The sequence below is a fragment of the Empedobacter sp. GD03861 genome (assembly GCF_029840885.1).
GTDB lineage: Bacteria > Bacteroidota > Bacteroidia > Flavobacteriales > Weeksellaceae > Empedobacter > Empedobacter falsenii_B.
This window is the reverse complement of the sequence record NZ_JAOCDJ010000012.1, coordinates 1-19,179: the sequence shown is the minus strand read 5'-3', so window position 1 is coordinate 19,179 and position 19,179 is coordinate 1. Positions and strand designations below refer to the sequence as shown.

General features: G+C 33.0%; 27 protein-coding genes and 1 riboswitch. Of the genes, 22 read left to right on the top strand and 5 right to left on the bottom strand.

The window, feature by feature from the left end; translation table 11 throughout:
* Together rplE and rpsN are read left to right on the top strand one after the other, a co-directional pair.
* Positions 1–564, top strand: coding sequence for a 50S ribosomal protein L5 (gene rplE, locus N5D03_RS08040; RefSeq protein WP_038335516.1), 564 nt, complete (start codon positions 1–3; stop codon positions 562–564).
* 6 nt (positions 565–570) lie between these two features.
* On the top strand, positions 571–840 hold the full coding sequence (rpsN, locus tag N5D03_RS08035; RefSeq protein ID WP_019974193.1) for a 30S ribosomal protein S14: 270 nt from the start codon (positions 571–573) through the stop codon (positions 838–840).
* 71 nt (positions 841–911) lie between these two features.
* Here rpsN and N5D03_RS08030 read toward each other — a convergent pair whose 3' ends face one another.
* Genes N5D03_RS08030 through thiM form a run of 5 tightly spaced genes read right to left on the bottom strand, consistent with a single transcriptional unit; the run spans position 912 to position 4,441 of the window.
* Positions 912–1,547 carry an HAD family phosphatase gene (locus N5D03_RS08030; RefSeq protein ID WP_280049171.1) on the bottom strand — a complete coding sequence of 212 codons (636 nt, stop codon included), beginning with the start codon at positions 1,545–1,547 and terminating at the stop codon, positions 912–914.
* On the bottom strand, positions 1,532–2,194 hold the full coding sequence (gene tenA, locus N5D03_RS08025) for a thiaminase II (RefSeq protein ID WP_038335522.1): 663 nt from the start codon (positions 2,192–2,194) through the stop codon (positions 1,532–1,534). Before tenA ends, N5D03_RS08030 begins: the two co-directional genes overlap by 16 nt.
* Positions 2,178–3,014, bottom strand: a complete 837-nt coding sequence (thiD, locus tag N5D03_RS08020; protein WP_038335524.1) for a bifunctional hydroxymethylpyrimidine kinase/phosphomethylpyrimidine kinase — start codon at positions 3,012–3,014, stop codon at positions 2,178–2,180. The genes tenA and thiD overlap by 17 nt, the downstream gene beginning before the upstream one ends.
* The gene (gene thiE / locus N5D03_RS08015) at positions 2,989–3,648 is read right to left on the bottom strand and encodes a thiamine phosphate synthase (RefSeq protein WP_038335526.1); all 660 of its coding nucleotides are present in this window, start codon (positions 3,646–3,648) and stop codon (positions 2,989–2,991) included. The genes thiD and thiE overlap by 26 nt, the downstream gene beginning before the upstream one ends.
* Positions 3,638–4,441 carry a hydroxyethylthiazole kinase gene (thiM, locus tag N5D03_RS08010; protein WP_038335529.1) on the bottom strand — a complete coding sequence of 268 codons (804 nt, stop codon included), beginning with the start codon at positions 4,439–4,441 and terminating at the stop codon, positions 3,638–3,640. The genes thiE and thiM overlap by 11 nt, the downstream gene beginning before the upstream one ends.
* 82 nt (positions 4,442–4,523) lie before the next feature.
* Positions 4,524–4,616, bottom strand: a riboswitch (TPP riboswitch).
* 287 nt (positions 4,617–4,903) lie between these two features.
* Between thiM and rpsH the strand changes: the two genes are divergently transcribed.
* The 20 genes from rpsH to N5D03_RS07910 all read left to right on the top strand — a co-directional run bounded on the left by rpsH (position 4,904) and on the right by N5D03_RS07910 (position 19,028).
* Entirely contained in the window at positions 4,904–5,305 is a 402-nt protein-coding gene (rpsH, locus tag N5D03_RS08005) for a 30S ribosomal protein S8 (RefSeq protein WP_019974187.1), read from the top strand.
* Between the two features lie 22 nt (positions 5,306–5,327).
* Positions 5,328–5,873 carry a 50S ribosomal protein L6 gene (gene rplF, locus N5D03_RS08000; protein WP_038335531.1) on the top strand — a complete coding sequence of 182 codons (546 nt, stop codon included), beginning with the start codon at positions 5,328–5,330 and terminating at the stop codon, positions 5,871–5,873.
* Between the two features lie 13 nt (positions 5,874–5,886).
* The gene (gene rplR / locus N5D03_RS07995; protein WP_038335534.1) at positions 5,887–6,237 is read left to right on the top strand and encodes a 50S ribosomal protein L18; all 351 of its coding nucleotides are present in this window, start codon (positions 5,887–5,889) and stop codon (positions 6,235–6,237) included.
* Positions 6,238–6,253: 16 nt separating this feature from the next.
* Positions 6,254–6,775 (top strand): 30S ribosomal protein S5, encoded by a 522-nt coding sequence (rpsE, locus tag N5D03_RS07990; RefSeq protein WP_038335536.1) that lies wholly within the window; start codon positions 6,254–6,256, stop codon positions 6,773–6,775.
* Between the two features lie 11 nt (positions 6,776–6,786).
* Positions 6,787–6,966, top strand: coding sequence for a 50S ribosomal protein L30 (rpmD, locus tag N5D03_RS07985; protein ID WP_038335538.1), 180 nt, complete (start codon positions 6,787–6,789; stop codon positions 6,964–6,966).
* A gap of 30 nt (positions 6,967–6,996) precedes the next feature.
* Complete coding sequence (rplO, locus tag N5D03_RS07980; RefSeq protein WP_038335541.1) at positions 6,997–7,452, top strand: 50S ribosomal protein L15; 456 nt, start codon at positions 6,997–6,999, stop codon at positions 7,450–7,452.
* Between the two features lie 15 nt (positions 7,453–7,467).
* Complete coding sequence (gene secY / locus N5D03_RS07975) at positions 7,468–8,838, top strand: preprotein translocase subunit SecY (protein ID WP_125349693.1); 1,371 nt, start codon at positions 7,468–7,470, stop codon at positions 8,836–8,838.
* Positions 8,839–8,860: 22 nt separating this feature from the next.
* Positions 8,861–9,076 (top strand): translation initiation factor IF-1, encoded by a 216-nt coding sequence (gene infA / locus N5D03_RS07970; protein WP_019974180.1) that lies wholly within the window; start codon positions 8,861–8,863, stop codon positions 9,074–9,076.
* A gap of 75 nt (positions 9,077–9,151) precedes the next feature.
* A complete protein-coding gene (gene ykgO / locus N5D03_RS07965) occupies positions 9,152–9,268 on the top strand; it encodes a type B 50S ribosomal protein L36 (RefSeq protein WP_013598490.1) in 117 nt (38 codons plus the stop codon).
* Positions 9,269–9,280: 12 nt separating this feature from the next.
* Positions 9,281–9,658 carry a 30S ribosomal protein S13 gene (gene rpsM, locus N5D03_RS07960; protein ID WP_125349692.1) on the top strand — a complete coding sequence of 126 codons (378 nt, stop codon included), beginning with the start codon at positions 9,281–9,283 and terminating at the stop codon, positions 9,656–9,658.
* An 11-nt stretch (positions 9,659–9,669) separates the two neighbouring features.
* Entirely contained in the window at positions 9,670–10,059 is a 390-nt protein-coding gene (rpsK, locus tag N5D03_RS07955) for a 30S ribosomal protein S11 (RefSeq protein ID WP_019974178.1), read from the top strand.
* Between the two features lie 47 nt (positions 10,060–10,106).
* The gene (gene rpsD, locus N5D03_RS07950) at positions 10,107–10,709 is read left to right on the top strand and encodes a 30S ribosomal protein S4 (RefSeq protein ID WP_114999018.1); all 603 of its coding nucleotides are present in this window, start codon (positions 10,107–10,109) and stop codon (positions 10,707–10,709) included.
* Positions 10,710–10,731: 22 nt separating this feature from the next.
* Entirely contained in the window at positions 10,732–11,724 is a 993-nt protein-coding gene (locus N5D03_RS07945) for a DNA-directed RNA polymerase subunit alpha (protein WP_038335552.1), read from the top strand.
* Between the two features lie 12 nt (positions 11,725–11,736).
* Positions 11,737–12,210 (top strand): 50S ribosomal protein L17, encoded by a 474-nt coding sequence (rplQ, locus tag N5D03_RS07940; RefSeq protein WP_038335555.1) that lies wholly within the window; start codon positions 11,737–11,739, stop codon positions 12,208–12,210.
* A 229-nt stretch (positions 12,211–12,439) separates the two neighbouring features.
* Entirely contained in the window at positions 12,440–13,510 is a 1,071-nt protein-coding gene (locus N5D03_RS07935) for a DUF6263 family protein (RefSeq protein ID WP_260509516.1), read from the top strand.
* 1 nt (position 13,511) lies between these two features.
* Positions 13,512–13,769 (top strand): hypothetical protein, encoded by a 258-nt coding sequence (locus N5D03_RS07930; RefSeq protein ID WP_125349691.1) that lies wholly within the window; start codon positions 13,512–13,514, stop codon positions 13,767–13,769.
* A complete protein-coding gene (locus tag N5D03_RS07925) occupies positions 13,759–16,404 on the top strand; it encodes a YfhO family protein (RefSeq protein WP_280051337.1) in 2,646 nt (881 codons plus the stop codon). The genes N5D03_RS07930 and N5D03_RS07925 overlap by 11 nt, the downstream gene beginning before the upstream one ends.
* 7 nt (positions 16,405–16,411) lie before the next feature.
* Entirely contained in the window at positions 16,412–17,713 is a 1,302-nt protein-coding gene (locus N5D03_RS07920) for a glycosyl transferase family 1 (RefSeq protein WP_280051336.1), read from the top strand.
* A gap of 59 nt (positions 17,714–17,772) precedes the next feature.
* A complete protein-coding gene (locus N5D03_RS07915; protein WP_280051335.1) occupies positions 17,773–18,618 on the top strand; it encodes a GLPGLI family protein in 846 nt (281 codons plus the stop codon).
* A gap of 173 nt (positions 18,619–18,791) precedes the next feature.
* Complete coding sequence (locus N5D03_RS07910; RefSeq protein ID WP_280051333.1) at positions 18,792–19,028, top strand: hypothetical protein; 237 nt, start codon at positions 18,792–18,794, stop codon at positions 19,026–19,028.
* Positions 19,029–19,179: the final 151 nt, after the last annotated feature.

The following is a 19,179-nucleotide window of genomic DNA, read 5'->3' as shown; positions in this document are numbered from 1 at the left end:
ATGAGTACAACAACATACACACCTCGTCCGCAGGTTAAATATAAAGAAGAGATTGTAGCTGCTCTTAAAGAAGAGTTCGGATACAAATCTATTATGCAAGTTCCTAAATTAGAGAAAATTGTTTTATCTCAAGGTTTAGGTGCTGCTACAGCTGACAAAAAAATCGTTGATTACGCTATCGAAGAGTTAGAATTAATCACTGGTCAAAAAGCAGTAGGAACAATTTCTAAGAAAGATGAAGCAGCTTTCAAATTACGTAAAGGAATGCCAATTGGGGCTAAAGTAACTTTACGTGGTGAGAAAATGTATGAATTCTTAGACCGTTTAGTATCTGCAGCTTTACCACGTGTACGTGATTTTAGCGGTATTTCTTCTACAGGTTTCGACGGTAGAGGTAACTATAACTTAGGTATCAAAGAACAAATTATCTTCCCAGAAATTAATATTGATAAAATCAAGAAAATTCAAGGTTTAGATATTACCTTTGTAACTTCAGCGAACACAGATAAAGAAGCTAAAGCTTTATTATCTAAATTCGGATTACCATTTACTAAAGAAAAATAAGAAGTCATGGCTAAAGAATCAATGAAAGCGCGTGAGCGCAAAAGAGAAGCATTAGTTGCTAAATATGCTGCGAAACGTCAAGCTTTATTAGAAGCTGGTGACTACGAAGCATTACAAAAATTACCTAAAAACGCTTCTCCTGTACGTTTACACAACCGTTGTAAATTAACAGGTCGTCCAAGAGGATACATGAGAACTTTCGGGATCTCTCGTGTAACTTTCCGCGAAATGGCGAACGAAGGGTTAATCCCAGGTGTTAAAAAAGCGTCTTGGTAATTTACCAATAGCTTTAGAAATATTAAATCCTTACTCTTTATTGAGTAAGGATTTTTTTGTTTTTGTAAGGTTTATATTTCTTTGATCAATTCCCTAAAATCAGCTATGTAATTTGGCTGAAGACAAAAATCTGAATTGTTGTAAATTTTATAATTTAAACCAGCATGTTTTGCTGAATTAATTCCGGTGAGTGAATCTTCGATAACTAAAACTTCTTCCTTTTGCTTTTCGCATAATGATAAAGCTTTTAAATAAGGTTCTGCATTTGGTTTGCCTTTTGAAACATCATCTGCTGAAATAGTGTGATCAAAATAGGAATGAAGTTTTAATTGTTGAAAAGCATACTTAATTTGTCTTCTAGAGGAATTGGAAACAAGAACAATTTGAATTTGATTGGCTTTTAAATGTTCCAACATCTCAGCAACGTGGTCATTTAATTGTACAAACTGATGAAAGTTTTCGACATAAAATTTTTCTGTCCAATCGATTATTTCCTCGTACAAATGATTTGTAAAGCGTTGCTGATTTTCTAACATCAATTGGATTGCTTCATTTGTTGTGAAATTCATTCCGTCATTTTCTACCAAACATATCGTATCCAACCGATATATTTTAATGACTTCATCAAACATCAGCTCCCATAATTGTTGACTATTTACGATTACCCCATCAAAATCAAAAAAGATGGCATTTATTTTCTTTCCCATGTGATATTTTCATAAGATGCATTCCAAAACTGAAATTCTAATTCGCTTGCTTTGACAAAAGCTTCTAGCATTTGTTCTTTTATTTTTTCAGTTGCTCCTTCTGCAATCTTATCAACATAACTTTTCGCTTTTTTTACACCTTCACCAAATTCATCTCCACTATAGGTCTCAATCCATTTTTGATATGGATTATTTTCTTTTGTTTGATTTTTGATGATTTCATCACCAACTTCTTTATAAATCCAAAAGCAAGGCAAAACAGCAGCTAATGCAATTTCAATAGGTTCGAATGCAGCTGTACTTTTTAAGAAATGTGAATAATGGTGACAAACAGGTTGTGTTTCGATGATGATGTTTTGCGATAATCCAAAATCCTCAAAATAGGATTCGTGTAAAGCACGTTCAACAATTAATGCATTTTTTCCGAATTCGAAAAAGTCAATGGCTTGTTGATTGTCTTCAGATTTTGATCCAATGGCAGCTAATACTCGCCCAAAATGTTCCAAATATTTTGCATCTTGTAACATGTAAAACTGAAATTTCTCTATTGGTAATGACCCATTTTGCAATTCAATTATAAAAGGCATATTTAGAATATCATTGTAAATAGGCGCGATGGTTTCCCAAGCTTTAGTTGTGAATGTCATAGGTTTTTAATTTTTGTGGATTAAATAAATGATTAAGAGGTCCATTTCCTTTTCCAATTGTTAGGTCTTTACTTCCTAATATTGCTTGTTCAACATATTCTTGTGCTAGTTGTACACTTTGTGTGAGTGAAACCCCCAAAGCTAAATTACACGCAATTGCAGAAGATAGTGTGCAGCCTGAACCATGCGTATTTTTTGTCTCTATTTTTTGAGAGGTATAACTTTGTACAGGTTGTTCTTTTTGAAATAAATAACTGATAATTTTTTCTTGCTGAAGATGTCCGCCTTTTAATAAAAGATTCTGACAACCTAAATTTAAAATCGTTTCTCCATAAGAAAGCATCAATTCAGCAGAATCAATTTTATGATTTACCAAAATACTTGCTTCATCAAGATTTGGCGTGATAAGCGTGGCCAAAGGAAAAAGCTTTTCTATGCAAGCTTCAAGTGTTTCTTCTTTGATTAACCGATGTCCACTTGTCGCAACCATGACAGGGTCATAAACAATCGGTCTATTGTAATTTTTTAATTCCTCTGAAATGATATGAACCAATTCAACACTATGAACCATTCCAATTTTTATTGCATCAGGATAAATATCCTCTAATATGGATTGAATTTGTTCACGAATTGCTTGTGCAGGAATTTCGTAAATATTTTGTACGCCTTGTGTATTTTGAACAGGCAAGGCTGTCAATACATTTGTTGCATAACAGCCATGAGCGGAAATTGTTTTGGTATCAGCTTGTATGCCAGCGCCACCGCTTCCGTCAAATCCGGCAATTGTTAAGACACTATATGCTTTTTGGATGGTATTCATTTTCGTTAATAATTTGTTTTAAAATTTGGGCAGATTTTTTTGGATTTTTGCTTCCGCAAATTGCAGAAACAATTGCAACACTATCTGCACCGGCTTGTATGATTTTAGCAATATTACTTTCATTAATTCCGCCAATTGCAATCAATGGTTTTGATGTTTTAGTTTTCAAAAATTTTAATCCTTCAAAACCCCATTCAGTAATCGTATTGGTTTTTGTTGGAGTCGAAAATATTGGACTTACCCCTAAATGATGTACATATTTCATTTCATCATCATTCAACTGTTTGATAATTTCTAAAGACCAACCAATATTTTTTAGAGCTTGTGCATTTTTGTGAATTTCAGAAGGTAATATATCTGACTGCCCGACATGTATTCCCCAAGGGTTAACAGCGGTTGCGACTTCTAATGAATCGTTAATAATCAAAGGGATATTGTAGTGGTCCGTAATTTTTTTTAATATTGTAGCTTTTGAAATATACTCGCTGACAGTGCAATTTTTTTCCCGAAGCTGAATGATATCAACCCCACCTATAATTGCTTGCTCTGCAACATCTAACCAATGAAGATGCGTACAATCTTTTTCAGAAATAACTAAATACAAAGGATAAGGAAAAGTTGGATTAATCTTCATAAACTGAGATTTTCAAATTTGTTTGAATTTCTTCTGCAGATATATGGTATAACGTGTCATACAAATTCATTTGTAAGGTTCCTGGGCCATTACTTTTTTTCTGTGCCAATTCACCTGCTAAACTAAATATGGCCATGCCGCTAACCGTTTCGAGGAAAGGATTTTTATTAAGGCCAATAAAAGCACCGATGCTAGCTGTTGCTGAACAACCTAAACCAGTAACTTTAGTCATCAATTCATGACCATTTTTAATTTCAATTATCGGATTGTTGGATACAATAAAATCTGAAGCACCTGAAATGCAAACAACAGATCCAATTTTCTGGTTTAAATTGTGTGCTGCTTTTATCGCTTGATTACTTTGATGTGTACTGTCGACTCCTTTTCCCTGAACAGCTTCGAAGGTATCTAAAGTTAAAATTTCTGAAGCATTTCCTCTTATGACAGTAGGATGATAGCGAAGCAGTTCTTTTATAAGTTCATTTCTGAAAGTTGAAATTCCAGCTCCAACAGGGTCTAATACCCAAGGTTTATTCAGTTGATCTGCTTTTTTTGCTGCAATTAGCATGCTTTCTGCCCAATAATCATCAAGAGTTCCGATATTGATGACTAATGCATTTGAGATTTTGACGATATTTTCCACTTCTTTGTGTGCATGTATCATAACAGGCGATGCTCCAATTGCCAAAAGAGCATTTGCAGTATTGTTCATCACCACAAAATTGGTGATGTTGTGAACAAGCGGATTTTTTGTCCGGACAGCATGTAAATTTTGAATAATTAGATTTTCCATTAATTGATAATTTTTTAGATGAAACAATTAATGGCTAAAGAGGATTTTCTTTGAAAATAAAGCGTTGCAAATATTAAATAATTGCATAGATATTGCTTTTCCCTACGTCGGTGTTAACCGTATCAGGTTCAAAGGGACTCTCTCAATTCTTTTCAGAATACCCCTAAAGCCAAATCAAATTTATATAAATTGTTTTGACTTTCAGCTATTTTTTAAGAATAAAAATAGAAGATTACATCAAGAATTAATTGTTGAGATCGATTAAAATGATAAATAAATATAAAGATTGAGTTTCATGTTTTATCTTAATTCCTAGTTATAAAACGATTAAAAATAAATTATTTAGATTAATAGTTTGTAATTAAAAAATATGCAATATATTTGCAACCCAAATGCATAGTGCATTTTGGTAAAAGTTTAATTTTAAAAGTAGTGCTTACGCGCTATACTATAGAATTATTTATGTATACAGATCCAATTTCAGATTTTCTAACTCGCGTTAGAAATGCAATGATGGCAGGACACAAAGTAGTGGAAATCCCTGCATCTAAAATTAAAAAAGAGATCACTAAGATCTTATTTGAACAAGGTTACATCTTGAACTACAAATTCGAAGGACAAGATCAACCTCAAGGAACAATCAAAATCGCTTTAAAGTACGACAAAGTTACGAAAGAGCCAGCTATCCGTAAAATCAAAAGAGCTTCAACTCCAGGTTTACGTCAATACGCAGGATCTAAAGAATTACCTCGTGTATTAAACGGTTTAGGTGTTGCTATCATCTCAACTTCTAAAGGTGTGATGACAGACAAACAAGCTCGTCAAGAGAATGTAGGTGGTGAAGTTTTATGTTTTGTTTATTAATCTTTTAAAAAATTAAGAAATTATGTCAAGAATAGGACACGCACATATCAACATCCCTGCTGCAGCAACTGTTGAATTTAAAGATAACGTAGTTACTGTAAAAGGTAGCAACATTACAATGACAAGAGAGTTAAAAGAAGGATTTGATGTAACGATCGAAGACGGAGTTTTAACTGTAGTTCGTCCAAACGATTCTAAAGATAACAAAGCTTTACATGGTTTATACCGTTCATTAATCAATAACATGATTACTGGTGTAACAGAAGGTTTCAAAAAACAATTAGAATTAGTTGGTGTTGGTTATAGAGCATCTAACAACGGACAAAAATTAGATTTGTCATTAGGTTTCTCTCACAATATCGTTATTGAATTACCTACAGAAATTAAAGTTGAAACTTTAACAGAAAAAGGTAAAAACCCAATTATTACATTATCATCTCATGATAATCAATTATTAGGAATGATCGTAGCGAAAATTCGTTCTTACCGTAAGCCAGAGCCTTACAAAGGAAAAGGAATTAAATTCGTAGGAGAAATTATTAGAAGAAAAGCAGGTAAATCTGCATAAAAATCATTGAAAAATGGCATTATCTAAAGTAGAAAAAAGACAAAAAATAAAAAGACGCGTGCGTCGAAATATTTTTGGAACAGAAACTAAACCTCGTTTATCAGTTTACCGTTCTAACAAAGAAATTTACGCTCAAATTATTGACGATAACAATGGAGTAACTTTAGCTTCTGCATCATCTCGTGAAAAAGGTGTTGCTGAAGGTACAAAAACTGAAGTATCTACATCTGTTGGTAAAGCTTTAGCTGCAAAAGCTATCGCAAAAGGAATTGAAACTGTAGTTTTTGACCGTAACGGTTTCGTGTATCATGGTAGAATCAAAGCTTTAGCTGAAGGAGCTAGAGAAGGTGGATTAAAATTCTAAAAAAGAGAAAGAAATTATGTTAGGATTTAAAAACGTAGAAAGAGTAAAACCAACAGGATTAGATTTAAAAGATCGTTTAGTTGGAGTACAACGTGTTACTAAAGTAACAAAAGGAGGTAGAGCATTCGGATTCTCTGCTATTGTTGTAGTAGGAGATGGTAATGGTGTTGTAGGTTACGGTTTAGGGAAATCTAAAGATGTAGCTTCTGCAATCGCTAAAGCAATCGAAGATGCTAAGAAAAACTTAGTACGTGTTCCATTATTTAACAACACAATTCCTCACGAACAAGAAGCTCGTTTCGGTGGTGCGCAAGTATTCATCCGTCCAGCATCAAAAGGTACAGGGGTAATTGCAGGTGGTACAGTACGTGCGGTATTAGAGTCAGTTGGTGTACATGATGTATTGTCAAAATCTAAAGGTTCTTCTAACCCTCACAATGCAGTAAAAGCTACTTTCCGTGCTTTATTAAGCTTACGTTCTGTAGAAACTATTGCACGCCAAAGAGGTATTTCTGTAACTAAAGTATTCAACGGTTAAAAAAAAGTAAAATGAGCAAAGTAAGAGTTAAACAAACACGTAGTGCAATCAACCGTGATAAATCTCAAAAAGCTACATTAGTTGCTTTAGGTTTAAAAAAGTTGAATCAAGTTGTTGAGCACGAATCAACTCCTCAAATTGAAGGAATGATCCGTAAAATCTCACACTTAGTAGTAGTAGAAAGAGCTTAATCGCTTTTAACCTTTTAAAAATTATTAAAAATGAATTTAAGTAATTTAAAACCAGCTGCTGGTTCAGTACAAAATAAATTCCGTAAAGGTAGAGGTGAAGGTAGTGGAAACGGTTTGACAGCAGGTCGTGGACACAAAGGTGCTAAATCTCGTTCTGGTTATTCAAGAAAAATCGGTTTCGAAGGTGGACAAATGCCTTTACAAAGACGTTTACCTAAATTTGGTTTCAAAAACATCAACAGAGTTGAGTACACAGGAATCAATTTAGATACAATTCAACAATTAGTTGATAACAACAAAATTACAGATACTTTAAATAAAGAAACATTAGTTCAGTTAGGATTAGCTCACAAAAATGACTTAGTTAAAATCTTAGGTCGTGGTGAGTTAAAAGCTACTGTTAATGTTACTGCTGATAAATTCACTCAAACAGCTCAAGAGGCTATTGAGAAAGCAGGAGGTAAAGTAGAATTAGTTAACGCTTAAGAATATATTTTATAGATGAAAGGGTTTATACAGACCATAAAAAATATCTGGAGCATAAAAGAATTGAAGGATAAGTTACTTGTAACTATCCTTCTATTGTTGGTTTATAGATTCGGTTCTCATATTCCACTTCCAGGTGTCGATATTAACGAGGTTAATCGTTTTGTTGCAGACCAAGAAAATGCAAATTCAGGAATTTTAGGATTATTAAACTCTTTTACCGGAGGTTCTTTTAAGAGAGCTTCCGTATTTGCGTTAGGAATTATGCCTTATATCTCTGCTTCGATTGTTGTACAATTGATGGGATTAGCAGTACCTTACATCCAAAAACTACAAAAAGAAGGAGAAAGCGGACGTAACAAAGTAAATCAAATTACGAGATGGTTGACAATCGGGATTTGTTTGGTGCAAGCACCAGCATACCTTACATTGGTAACTTCTCAAATTTTACCTTACGATCCAACTTCTTCATATGCTATCTATGTAATTCCTCCAACCAACTTTTGGTTCTGGTTCCCTTCAACAATCATTTTGATTACAGGGACAATCTTTGCCATGTGGATGGGTGAAAAAATTACTGACAAAGGTATAGGTAATGGTATTTCAATCTTAATTATGGTTGGTATCCTAGCCGACTTACCAAAAGCAATATTTAATGCATTTGAAGTAGACCCTTCAAACGGTATTTTCTTCTTGATAGAAATGTTAGGGTTAATCCTAGTTATTGCAATGTGTATTATGATTGTTGCAGCGGTGCGTAAAGTACCAGTACAATATGTAAGAAGAGCGCAAACTTCAAGTAGTTCATATATGAGATCAGTTACAGACTCTGTACGTTCATATATTCCACTTAAAGTAAATGCAGCAGGTGTAATGCCTATTATCTTCGCACAAGCAATTATGTTTTTACCAGGAACATTGGCAAACTATTTCCTAGATGAAGGAAGTCCAGTAAAAGCATTCTTCGCGAAAATGGCAGATCCATTTACGTGGGAATACAATTTGATCTTCGGATTACTAATTATTATCTTCACCTATTTCTATACTGCGATCACAATCCCAGTAAACCAAATGGCAGAAGATCTTAAACGTAACGGAGGAATCATCCCTGGAATCCGTCCTGGAAAAGAAACTGCAAATTTTTTAGACGAAATTTTATCAAAAATTACGTTACCTGGAGCAATTTTACTAACTTTGCTTGCTGTTTTGCCAGCGATTGTAAAATTATTAGGTGTAGAACAGAGCTTAGCAATGTTCTTTGGAGGTACATCAATGTTAATTATGGTGGGAGTTATCTTAGATACTGTACAACAAATTAATACATATTTATTAAATCACCGTTACGATGGTTTAATGTCTTCAGGTAGAACTTCAAGAGATATCTAATAAGATTTTATTAAAAAGATTTATGGCTAAACAAAAACATATTGAACAAGACGGTACGATTACAGAAGCATTATCAAATGCAATGTTCCGTGTCGAATTAGAAAATGGACATGTTGTAACATGTAACATATCTGGTAAAATGCGTATGCACTATATCAAATTATTACCAGGTGATAGAGTTAAAATAGAGATGTCTCCTTACGATTTAACGAAAGGTAGAATATCTTACAGATACTAAAAGAAATAATAACGACTGGTGGTAGAGTTAATGTAGATACGTTAACTCTATCGGATTATAAATAAATTTACAAAGATGAAAATTAGAGCATCCATTAAAAAGAGAAGTGCTGACTGTAAAATTGTGCGTCGTAAAGGACGTTTGTATGTGATCAACAAAAAGAATCCTAAGTTTAAACAAAGACAAGGTTAATTATTTAGAATTATGGCAAGAATTTCAGGTGTAGATTTACCTAAAAACAAAAGAGGGGTAATCGGACTTACATACATTTACGGGATCGGAAGAAGCAGTGCTTCTAAAATCTTATCTGAAAATAACATTTCAGAAGATACAAAAGTTAGCGAATGGACTGATGAAGAAATCAACGCAATCCGTGCATCGATCAATGAAACTTTCAAAGTAGAAGGTGAATTAAGATCAGAAATCCAATTAAACATCAAACGTTTAATGGATATCGGATGTCAAAGAGGTATTCGTCACAGATTAGGTTTACCATTACGTGGTCAAAGAACAAAAAATAACTCACGTACAAGAAAAGGTAAAAAGAAAACAGTTGCTAACAAGAAAAAAGCCACTAAATAATAAATAGGATCATGGCAAAAAATCAGAAAGTAGTAAAGAAAAGAAAAGTAGTTATTGAAGCTACTGGACAAGCTCATATTCAAGCATCGTTTAACAACGTTATCGTTACTTTAACAAACAAAAACGGTGAAGTTATCTCTTGGTCTTCAGCAGGTAAAATGGGATTCCGTGGATCTAAAAAGAACACTCCTTACGCTGCTCAAGTAGCTGCTCAAGATGCAACAACAGTTGCATACGAAGCAGGATTAAGAAGAGTAAAAGTATTCGTGAAAGGACCAGGTCAAGGTCGTGAATCTGCTATTAGAACAATTCATAACGGTGGTATCGAGGTTTCTGAAATCGTTGATGTTACTCCATTACCACACAATGGATGTCGTCCACCTAAAAAGAGAAGAGTATAATCATTTTTCTCAATTTAATTATTTAATATATTTAATAGTAACAAATCATGGCAAGATATACAGGACCAAAAACTAAAATTGCAAGAAAATTTGGACAACCAATTTTCGGTGACGATAAATCTTTTGAGAAAAAGAAATATCCTCCAGGGCAACACGGACCTAACAAAAGAAGAGCTAAAAAATCAGAATACGCTATTCAGTTAACTGAAAAACAAAAAGCAAAATATACTTACGGTATTTTAGAGCGTCAATTTGCTAACTTATACAAAAAAGCAAATGCTTCTAAAGGAATTACAGGTGAAGTATTATTACAATTATGTGAATCTCGTTTAGATAACGTAGTTTACCGTTTAGGTATCGCAAACTCACGTAGTGCTGCACGTCAATTAGTATCTCACAAACACGTAACTGTAAACGGAGAAATCGTGAACATCCCTTCTTACCAATTAAAAGCTGGTGATGTAATCGCTGTTAGAGAAAAATCTAAATCTTTAACTGCAATCACAAACTCTTTACACGCACGTAGCGAGTACGATTGGTTAATTTGGAACGACGAACAAAAATCAGGAACTTTCACAAAAGCTCCAGAAAGAGTTCAAATTCCAGAAGATATTAAAGAGCAATTAATCGTCGAGTTATATTCTAAATAAACCTTAAAATCAGACTAATAAAATGACTATTTTAAATTTCATCAAACCTGACAAAGTAATCTTAGTAGAGTCTGACTCTAAATTCGGACAATTCGAGTTCCGTCCATTAGAGCCAGGATACGGGATTACAGTTGGAAATGCTCTACGTAGAGTGTTACTTTCTTCATTAGAAGGATATGCGATCACTTCAATCAAAATTGAAGGAGTTGAGCACGAATTTTCAACTATTCCAGGAGTAGTGGAAGATGTTACAGAGATCATTTTAAATCTGAAAAAGGTTCGTTTTAAGAAACAAATTGATGAATCAGATGCTGAAACTGTAACTGCTACTATCTCAGGGCAAGATCAATTAACAGCAGGTGATTTAGGGAAATTTATTTCTGGATTCCAAGTTTTAAACCCTGAATTAGTTATCGCTAACTTAGACGCTAAAGTAAACGTAACAATTACATTTACAATCGAAAAAGGTAGAGGATACGTACCAGCTGATGAGAATAAAAAGGCTTCTGCGCCAATCGGTACTATAGCAATTGACTCAATTTACACTCCAATTAAGAATGTAAAATACGCAATTGAAAACTATCGTGTAGAACAAAAAACTGACTACGAAAAATTAGTTTTTGAAATTACAACAGATGGTTCTATAACACCTCAAGATGCTTTAACTGAAGCAGCTAAAATCTTAATTCACCACTTTATGTTATTCTCAGATGAGAGAATTACATTAGAAGCGGAAGAAGTTGCATCTGGTGAAACTTATGATGAAGAAGCATTACATATGCGCCAATTATTGAAAACAAAATTGGTAGATATGGATTTATCAGTAAGAGCATTAAATTGTTTAAAAGCAGCTGAAGTTGAAACATTAGGCGAATTAGTTTCTTTCGCTAAGTCTGACTTAATGAAATTCAGAAACTTTGGTAAGAAATCTCTTACAGAGTTAGAAGAATTGGTGGACAGCAAAGGTCTTAACTTTGGAATGGACATCGTAAAATATAAGTTAGACGTAGAATAATTTTATTAAAAAATGAGACACGGAAAAAAATTTAACCATTTAGGTAGAACTGCCTCTCATAGAAGAGCTTTATTATCTAATTTAGCTATAGCGTTGATTACTCACAAGAGAATTAACACAACAGTAGCAAAGGCTAAAGCATTACAAACATATGTTGAGCCTTTATTGACAAAGTCTAAAACAGACGATACTAACAACCGTCGCGTTGTATTTTCATACTTACAAGATAAAGAAGCTGTAACTGAATTATTCAGAACTGTAGCTCCTAAAATTGCAAATCGCCCAGGAGGATACACTCGTATCATCAAAACTGGATTCCGTTTAGGTGACGGTGCTGATACTGCAATGATCGAGTTAGTAGATTTCAATGATATCTACACTAACGCGAAAGTAGAGAAAAAAGCAACTACACGTCGTAGTAAAAAAAGTACTAAAACAGAAGAAGCTGCACCAGCTGCTGAAACTGAAAGTACAGAAGAAGCATAATCTATTCGATTATATAGTAAAAGCCTCCCAATTTGGGAGGCTTTTTTTGTATTTATTAATTATGACAATTTGTAATACTTTATAATTTTCTAGATTGACAATAAATTCTTTTCAATCATCTAATTTTCTAGATATGATTGTTTTAAAATCTTAATGTTAAAAAATCAACTAAAATCCTTATTTTTGGATTGATTTTGGCAATAAACCAACTATCAAACATAAAATTGATATGAAAAAATTACTATTCATGATGGCTGTCGCAATGGCAGTTGTTTCATGTAAAAAAGATGATAAAGTCGTAGGAAAAGATAAAGACGGAAAAGAATTAATTGTGAATGAAAAAGGTGATACAGTTGCCAAAACGGAAACAACAGATTCTTTGAATGTTGCTGAAACGCTTGCTGAACCAGAAGTTGTAGCAATAACAAAAGGTGCAGATGACAAATATGCTTACAAATACAATTTGGAGATAGGAAAGACTTATCCAATGACGTTGGGAATCAAAACAACTCACACGGCTTCGGATGGGAAACAATCTCAAAAAATGTCAAGCGAAAGTAAAAAACAAATTGATTATACGGTAAAAGATTTCAAAGATGGTGTGTATACATTAGAAGTGAAATCTAAACAATATAGCGAGAAAATGACAGATCCTTCGGGAAAATCAATTTCGTATGACACAAATGCTGCGAAACCAGCGAACAAAGATATTGCGGTTTCTTGGTCGATTTACAAAGCGATGACAGGAAAAACGTATACAATGAAAGTTGATCAGAAAGGAAAAGTTGTAAGCGTTGATGGATTAGATGAAATTAAAAAATCAATTTTAAATTCTGTAAAAACTCAAGTAAGTGCAGAAGAATTTAAATTCTTTACACAGATTATCGATAATTCATTAAACAAACAAGCAATTTCTTCTCAATTTGAAGAAACGATGAATATTTTTCCTAACAAAACTTTAGCGCTTAAAGAATCTTGGAGCGATAGTCAAAAAATTGATCAAGGTCCAATGAAAGGAAATATTTCGATGAAGAGAACTTTAGCAAGTGTTGAGCCTGCAAATACGACAATTACTGTAAATGGAACGCAAAGTTTGAAAGGTAATGAGTCGCAGCAAGGTGTTACAATGTCTGCGAATAGTAGTGCGAATGTAGATGGAAAAATTTTGTTGGATACAAAATCTGGTTGGATCAACAAAGTTAATTTAACGAAAAAGGAAACATTAAAACGTACAGTAGAAGCGCAAGGTCAAAAACAAACGATGACTGAGTCGGTTACAACTGTCACAACAGTTAACTAAAATGAAAACAATTATTTGGATTATAATTTTAAGTATTATTTTCTTAACGATTTTTAGATTTTTAAGAAAAGTATTTGCAGTGAAAAAGGTTTTTCAAGAAGCAATTAATCAGCAAAGAAATGCTTATAATCAGAGCCAAAACTCAAATGATTCGTACAACGAATCGAAACCAAACACATCTTTCGACAAACCGAAATATAATATAGACGCCGAAACGGTGGATTACGAAATAATCGAAGAAAAAAAGGATGAAAAATAAAAAGAATTTACTCTACGTTCTTATCTCATTGCTGCTTTTTGCAGTGATTGCATTGGTGTATTGTTCACCAGTTTTATCGGGAAAATCTGTTATTCAGCCTGATATTATCAACTACAAGGGTAGTGCGCAAGAAATGTTGACGTATCAAGACAAAACAGGAGAAAATGTCTATTGGTCTGATGCGATGTTTGGTGGAATGCCAACCTATCAAACTGGTGCGAAATATAGTTTTGATATCATCAAAACCATTGATGGCGCATTCAGATTTTTACCGCGTCCAGCAGATTACATTTTCTTGTTGTTTACAGGATTTTTTATTCTTGGCTTAACGCTTTTCAAAAAGTGGCAATATGCTTTAGTCGGTGCAATTTTCTTTGCATTTGGTTCGTATTATTTCGAATTAATTGCAGCCGGACATAACGGAAAGCTACATACAATTGGGTATTTCGCGCCTTTGGTTGCTGGAATTCTTCTATTGTATCGCAAAAAATACATTGCAGGTTTTGTACTCACAACCTTGTTTATGGGATTGCAATTACAAGCCAATCACATTCAAATGACGTTCTATTTGTTTTTAGCGTTGTTGGTTTTTGCAATTGTTCAATTTATTGATAGTTTAAAGAAAAAAGAATTACCAGATTTCTTAAAATCATCTGCATTAGTAGTTGTCGCTGTAATTATTGCAGCAGGATTGAATGCAAATCGATTATTGTCAACTTACGAATATAGTAAAGAAACGACTCGTGGGAAATCTGAGATGACCTTGTTGAAAAAGAATTCGAACGGATTAGATCACGATTATATCACACAATGGAGTTATGGAAAATTAGAAACATTAAATCTTTTTATTCCAAATTTGATGGGGGGTGGTTCGCAAACGAATCCAGAAGATTTAAAGAATTATACATCAGAATTACAAAATACTCAATATAGTCTTGGTGAAGACGAGTTCAATCAGCAAGTTTTTCAAGCTGTGGCAAGTCAACCGAGAAGTGCATATTGGGGAGATCAGCCAGGAACTTCTGGTCCAGCTTATCAGGGAGCTGTAGTCGTTTTCTTGTTTATTATCGGAATGTTTATGGTACGTGGAAAATACGCGACCTATAAAAAATGGTTAGTTGGAGCAACGATTCTAAGTTTCATTTTGGCATGGGGTAAAAATTTACCATTCGTTACGAACTTATTTATTGATTATTTCCCGATGTATGATAAGTTTCGCGCTGTATCATCAATCTTGGTAATTGCCGAATTTACAATGCCTTTCTTAGCAATTTTGACTTTATATTATTTCTTTAATTCTGACGAATCAGATGAATTCAAAAAGAAAGTACTTTATATAGCTGGTGGTTCTACAGTTGGAATTTTAATTATATTCTTCTTATTCGGTGGAATGATTTTTCCATTTACATCAGAGAATGAAAAATTAATGACTGAACAATTAATCGGACAAATTCAGCAAGCAAATCCAAATGCAATCGGACTTTGGGATGGATTGATAAAACGATTAGATGAAGCATTAATTCAAGATAGAATTGCAATGTTTAAAGCGGATACAGTTCGCACATTGATTTTTGTTTTGTTCACAATGGCTTTGTTGTTGGCTTATTTATTCAAGTTTATCAAAAAACCAATTATCGTCATTTTAGCGATTGGTGCATTGGCTTTTATTGATGGATTTACGGTGAATAAAAGATATTTGAACGAAGATAATTTTGTATCTAAATACATTGTTGATAATCCTTTCCCAACGGAAATGTCGCCTCGTTTACAAACCGAAGCTCAGAACAACAATAATGTAGCACAAATTGCTTACAAAGTTCCGTTGAATAATTTATTATCGAACATATCAAAACAAGATAAATCACATTTCCGTGTTTACAATACGGTTTTGAGTACATTTAACGAAGCTGGAACTTCATATTTTGTTCCTTCGATTGGTGGTTATCATGCAGCGAAATTAGGGAAATACCAAGATGTTGTGGATATCTATTTTTCTCAAGATCCACAATTGAAAAAATACGGAATCAAAGATGAAACAGGTTTGATTAATGTATTGAATATGATGAATACGAAATACATTATTCATGGAAGTCCAACGGAACCCCAAGTACAGCAAAATCCTACAGCTTTTGGAAGTGCGTGGTTGGCTTCAAATATCAAATGGACAGAAAATGCAAATGATGAAATCTTAGCGATAAATTCTACACCAATTAATAACACTGTAATTTTACGTAAAGATTTGGTTGAGAATAAAAACATGAATGTTTCGGCAGATACTAATGCGAAAATTGAATTGGTTGATTATTCACCGATGAAAATGACGTATAAATCTTCTTCTAACGCAGATCAAATTGCTGTTTTCTCAGAAGTTTATTACCCACATGGATGGACTGCAACCGTTGATGGAAAAGAAGTTCCGATCGAAAAAGCGAATTATGTTTTGCGTGCAGTTCCTGTACAGAAAGGAAATCACACAATCGTGATGGAATTTAAACCACAAGTTATTTCTACTGGAAATATGATTGTGATTGTTTCGAATATTTTACTTTTAATCGTTGTGGCTGGAGGTATTTATTTGGGATATAAAAAATGTTCTACAAAAGAGAATTTAAACTTAGTCGCTGAAAAGGCTTAATTTTGGAATGAAAAAAATATTAATCATCACCTATTACTGGCCTCCTGCGGGAGGTCCTGGTGTTCAAAGATGGTTGAAATTCACAAAATATCTTCCTGAATTTGGATATGAAACCTATGTTTATATTCCAGAAAATCCTTCTTATCCAATTCTCGATGAAACTTTAGCCAAGGACATTAATCCAAAAGTTAAAATCATCAAGAATAAAATTTGGGAACCTTATCAGTTAGCAGAAAAACTGAATCCAAAGAATAAAGCTTATAAAGGTGGACATTTCGAGAAAAAAGAAAATCAATCTTTTATGTCGAAGTTGTCGGTTTTTGTAAGAGGGAATTTCTTTATTCCAGATGCACGTAAGTTTTGGGTAAATCCTTCTGCTGAATATTTAAAAAACTTTTTACAAAAAGAAAATATCGATACGATTGTAACTTCTGGTCCGCCTCATAGTCTTCATTTAATTGGCTTGAAGCTGAAAAAACAATTACCAAATCTCAAATGGTTGGCAGATTTTCGTGATCCATGGACTCAAATTAGTTATCACAAAGAATTGAAATTAACTTTTTGGGCTGCAAAAAAACACAAAGATTTGGAACGTGAAGTGATGCAAAAAGCAGATGTTGTTTTAGCAACAAGTTATGCTGATGGAGAAAATTTCAAGAAGATTGGTGCAAAACATGTAGAAGTAATTACAAATGGTTTTGAAGAAGTAAAACAACAAACAGAAAAAGATAGAAATCACTTTCATTTGACGTATTCTGGAGGTTTGGAAATGCTTCGAAATCCAATTGCTTTGTGGAAAGCTTTAGCCGAAATTAGCAACGAAAATCAATCGTTTCGAGAAGATTTTAAACTTGATTTTTATGGTTCTTTGGCTGATGACGTCAAACAAACAGTGATTGATGCAGGTTTAGAGAAAAACTTGGTTGCACATGGTTACGTTTCACATCAAGAGTCATTGAACGCTATTAATACAGCAAATGTTTTGATTTTGACCAACTTTGATAATGTTGCATCTAAAGGAATTATTCCTGGAAAGTTATTTGAATATATGGCGACTGGAAATCCTATTTTAGCAGTTGGTCCAGCAGATGCTGATGTTCAAAAAATACTGCATAAAACGAAAGCTGGCGATTATTTTAGCCATCAAGATGTTACTGAAATAAAATCTTTCATCCTTTCTATTTATAACCAATGGTTAAGAAATCCTCTTCAAAAATTTGAAACAAACGAAGACGAAGTTCAACAATTCAACCGTAAAAACTTAACTAAAAAGTTGGTTGACGTGGTAAATAATTTAAAAATAAATTAATACTATATTTGTAGAATAAAAATATTTATAGTAATTTCATCATAATTAACAACCTTATAATGAAATTACTATACTATTTTATCATTTTTATTGGTTGCATTGTATATGCACAGCCACAAATAAAAACTGACGCGACATTCAATTCTTCTAATTACTCCCAAACAAATTTCGAGTTATCTGATTACAATATAACTTACGATTACAAAGTTGTTCGTAATATAAAAAACCCGGAAAAAGCGAAAGCTGGTTTAGCACTTCTACAAATTGGTAAACGTTACAATAAATTCGTCGATTACAATAGAATTGGATCAGATTCTATAGACGAAAAACATAGTCATTTGGGAACAGTTAATGCAAATGATATTAATATTAGTATGGCTCAACGTTTCAAATCTGCCTTTAGATATCAAATTATTATCGATAAAGAAAAAGATCAATTGACTTTTGCAGATAAAATTTATCACGATTCATTTTTTTATAAAGAAACGTTACCAAAATTGGATTGGAAACTACTGAATGACATCAAACAAATATTGAATTATACTGCAAAAAAAGCGACTGTAAACTACGGTGGTAGAAAATGGACGGCTTGGTACACAGACGAAATCCCAATGAATGCTGGTCCGTATAAATTTTATGGTTTGCCTGGTCTTATTTTAGAAATTTATGATGATAAAGAACATTATCATTTTACAGCAAACGCTATCAACCAAAAACCTAAACAAATCTATTTAGCACAAGGTGAAAAAACACCTATAGAGGTTAAAAAAACAGAATTCTATAAAGCCGAAAAAGATTATCATGAAAATGCAGCTGAAAGGTTAAAAGGATATGCTCTTGACGAAAATAAGAAACCTATAACCAATTTGGGTGGAATGCCTTATAACCCTATTGAATTGGAGTAAGAATTTAACATATTCTATTTGTTTTTAATTACTTAACTTACAAAACGATTTGTTTTATTCATTTATTATTATTATTATTATTATTATTGATGTAATTAACGTTAATGAGGCAATTGTAGGTTGCAAACTATGATTGATTATTAAAAAACTAAATTACTTAAAAAATGAAAAAAATGTTATTAACAAGTGCTTTTGCACTTATCGGAACTTTTGCAATGGCAAATGAAACTAACACTACTACAGTTGTAGAAAAAGAATGTGATTTATTTAAATCAAGTACAGAATGTGGAGGTTATATAATGGCTTGCAAAGATAAAGACGCAACTTGGGATTTAGCAGCAATAAATGAAGCAGATAAAAAGCTATGTGAAATGGAAAAATTAATAGAATCTATTCCACCTGCAAATTAAAGTAATAATCTAATAAATTATGTAGATAATTAAATAAATATTATTTAGTTATCTACATTTATCGATACCATGAAAAAGCTATTATATATATTATTATTAATACCAATTATCTCTTTATGTCAATCATATGAATTTGTATATAATTACACAT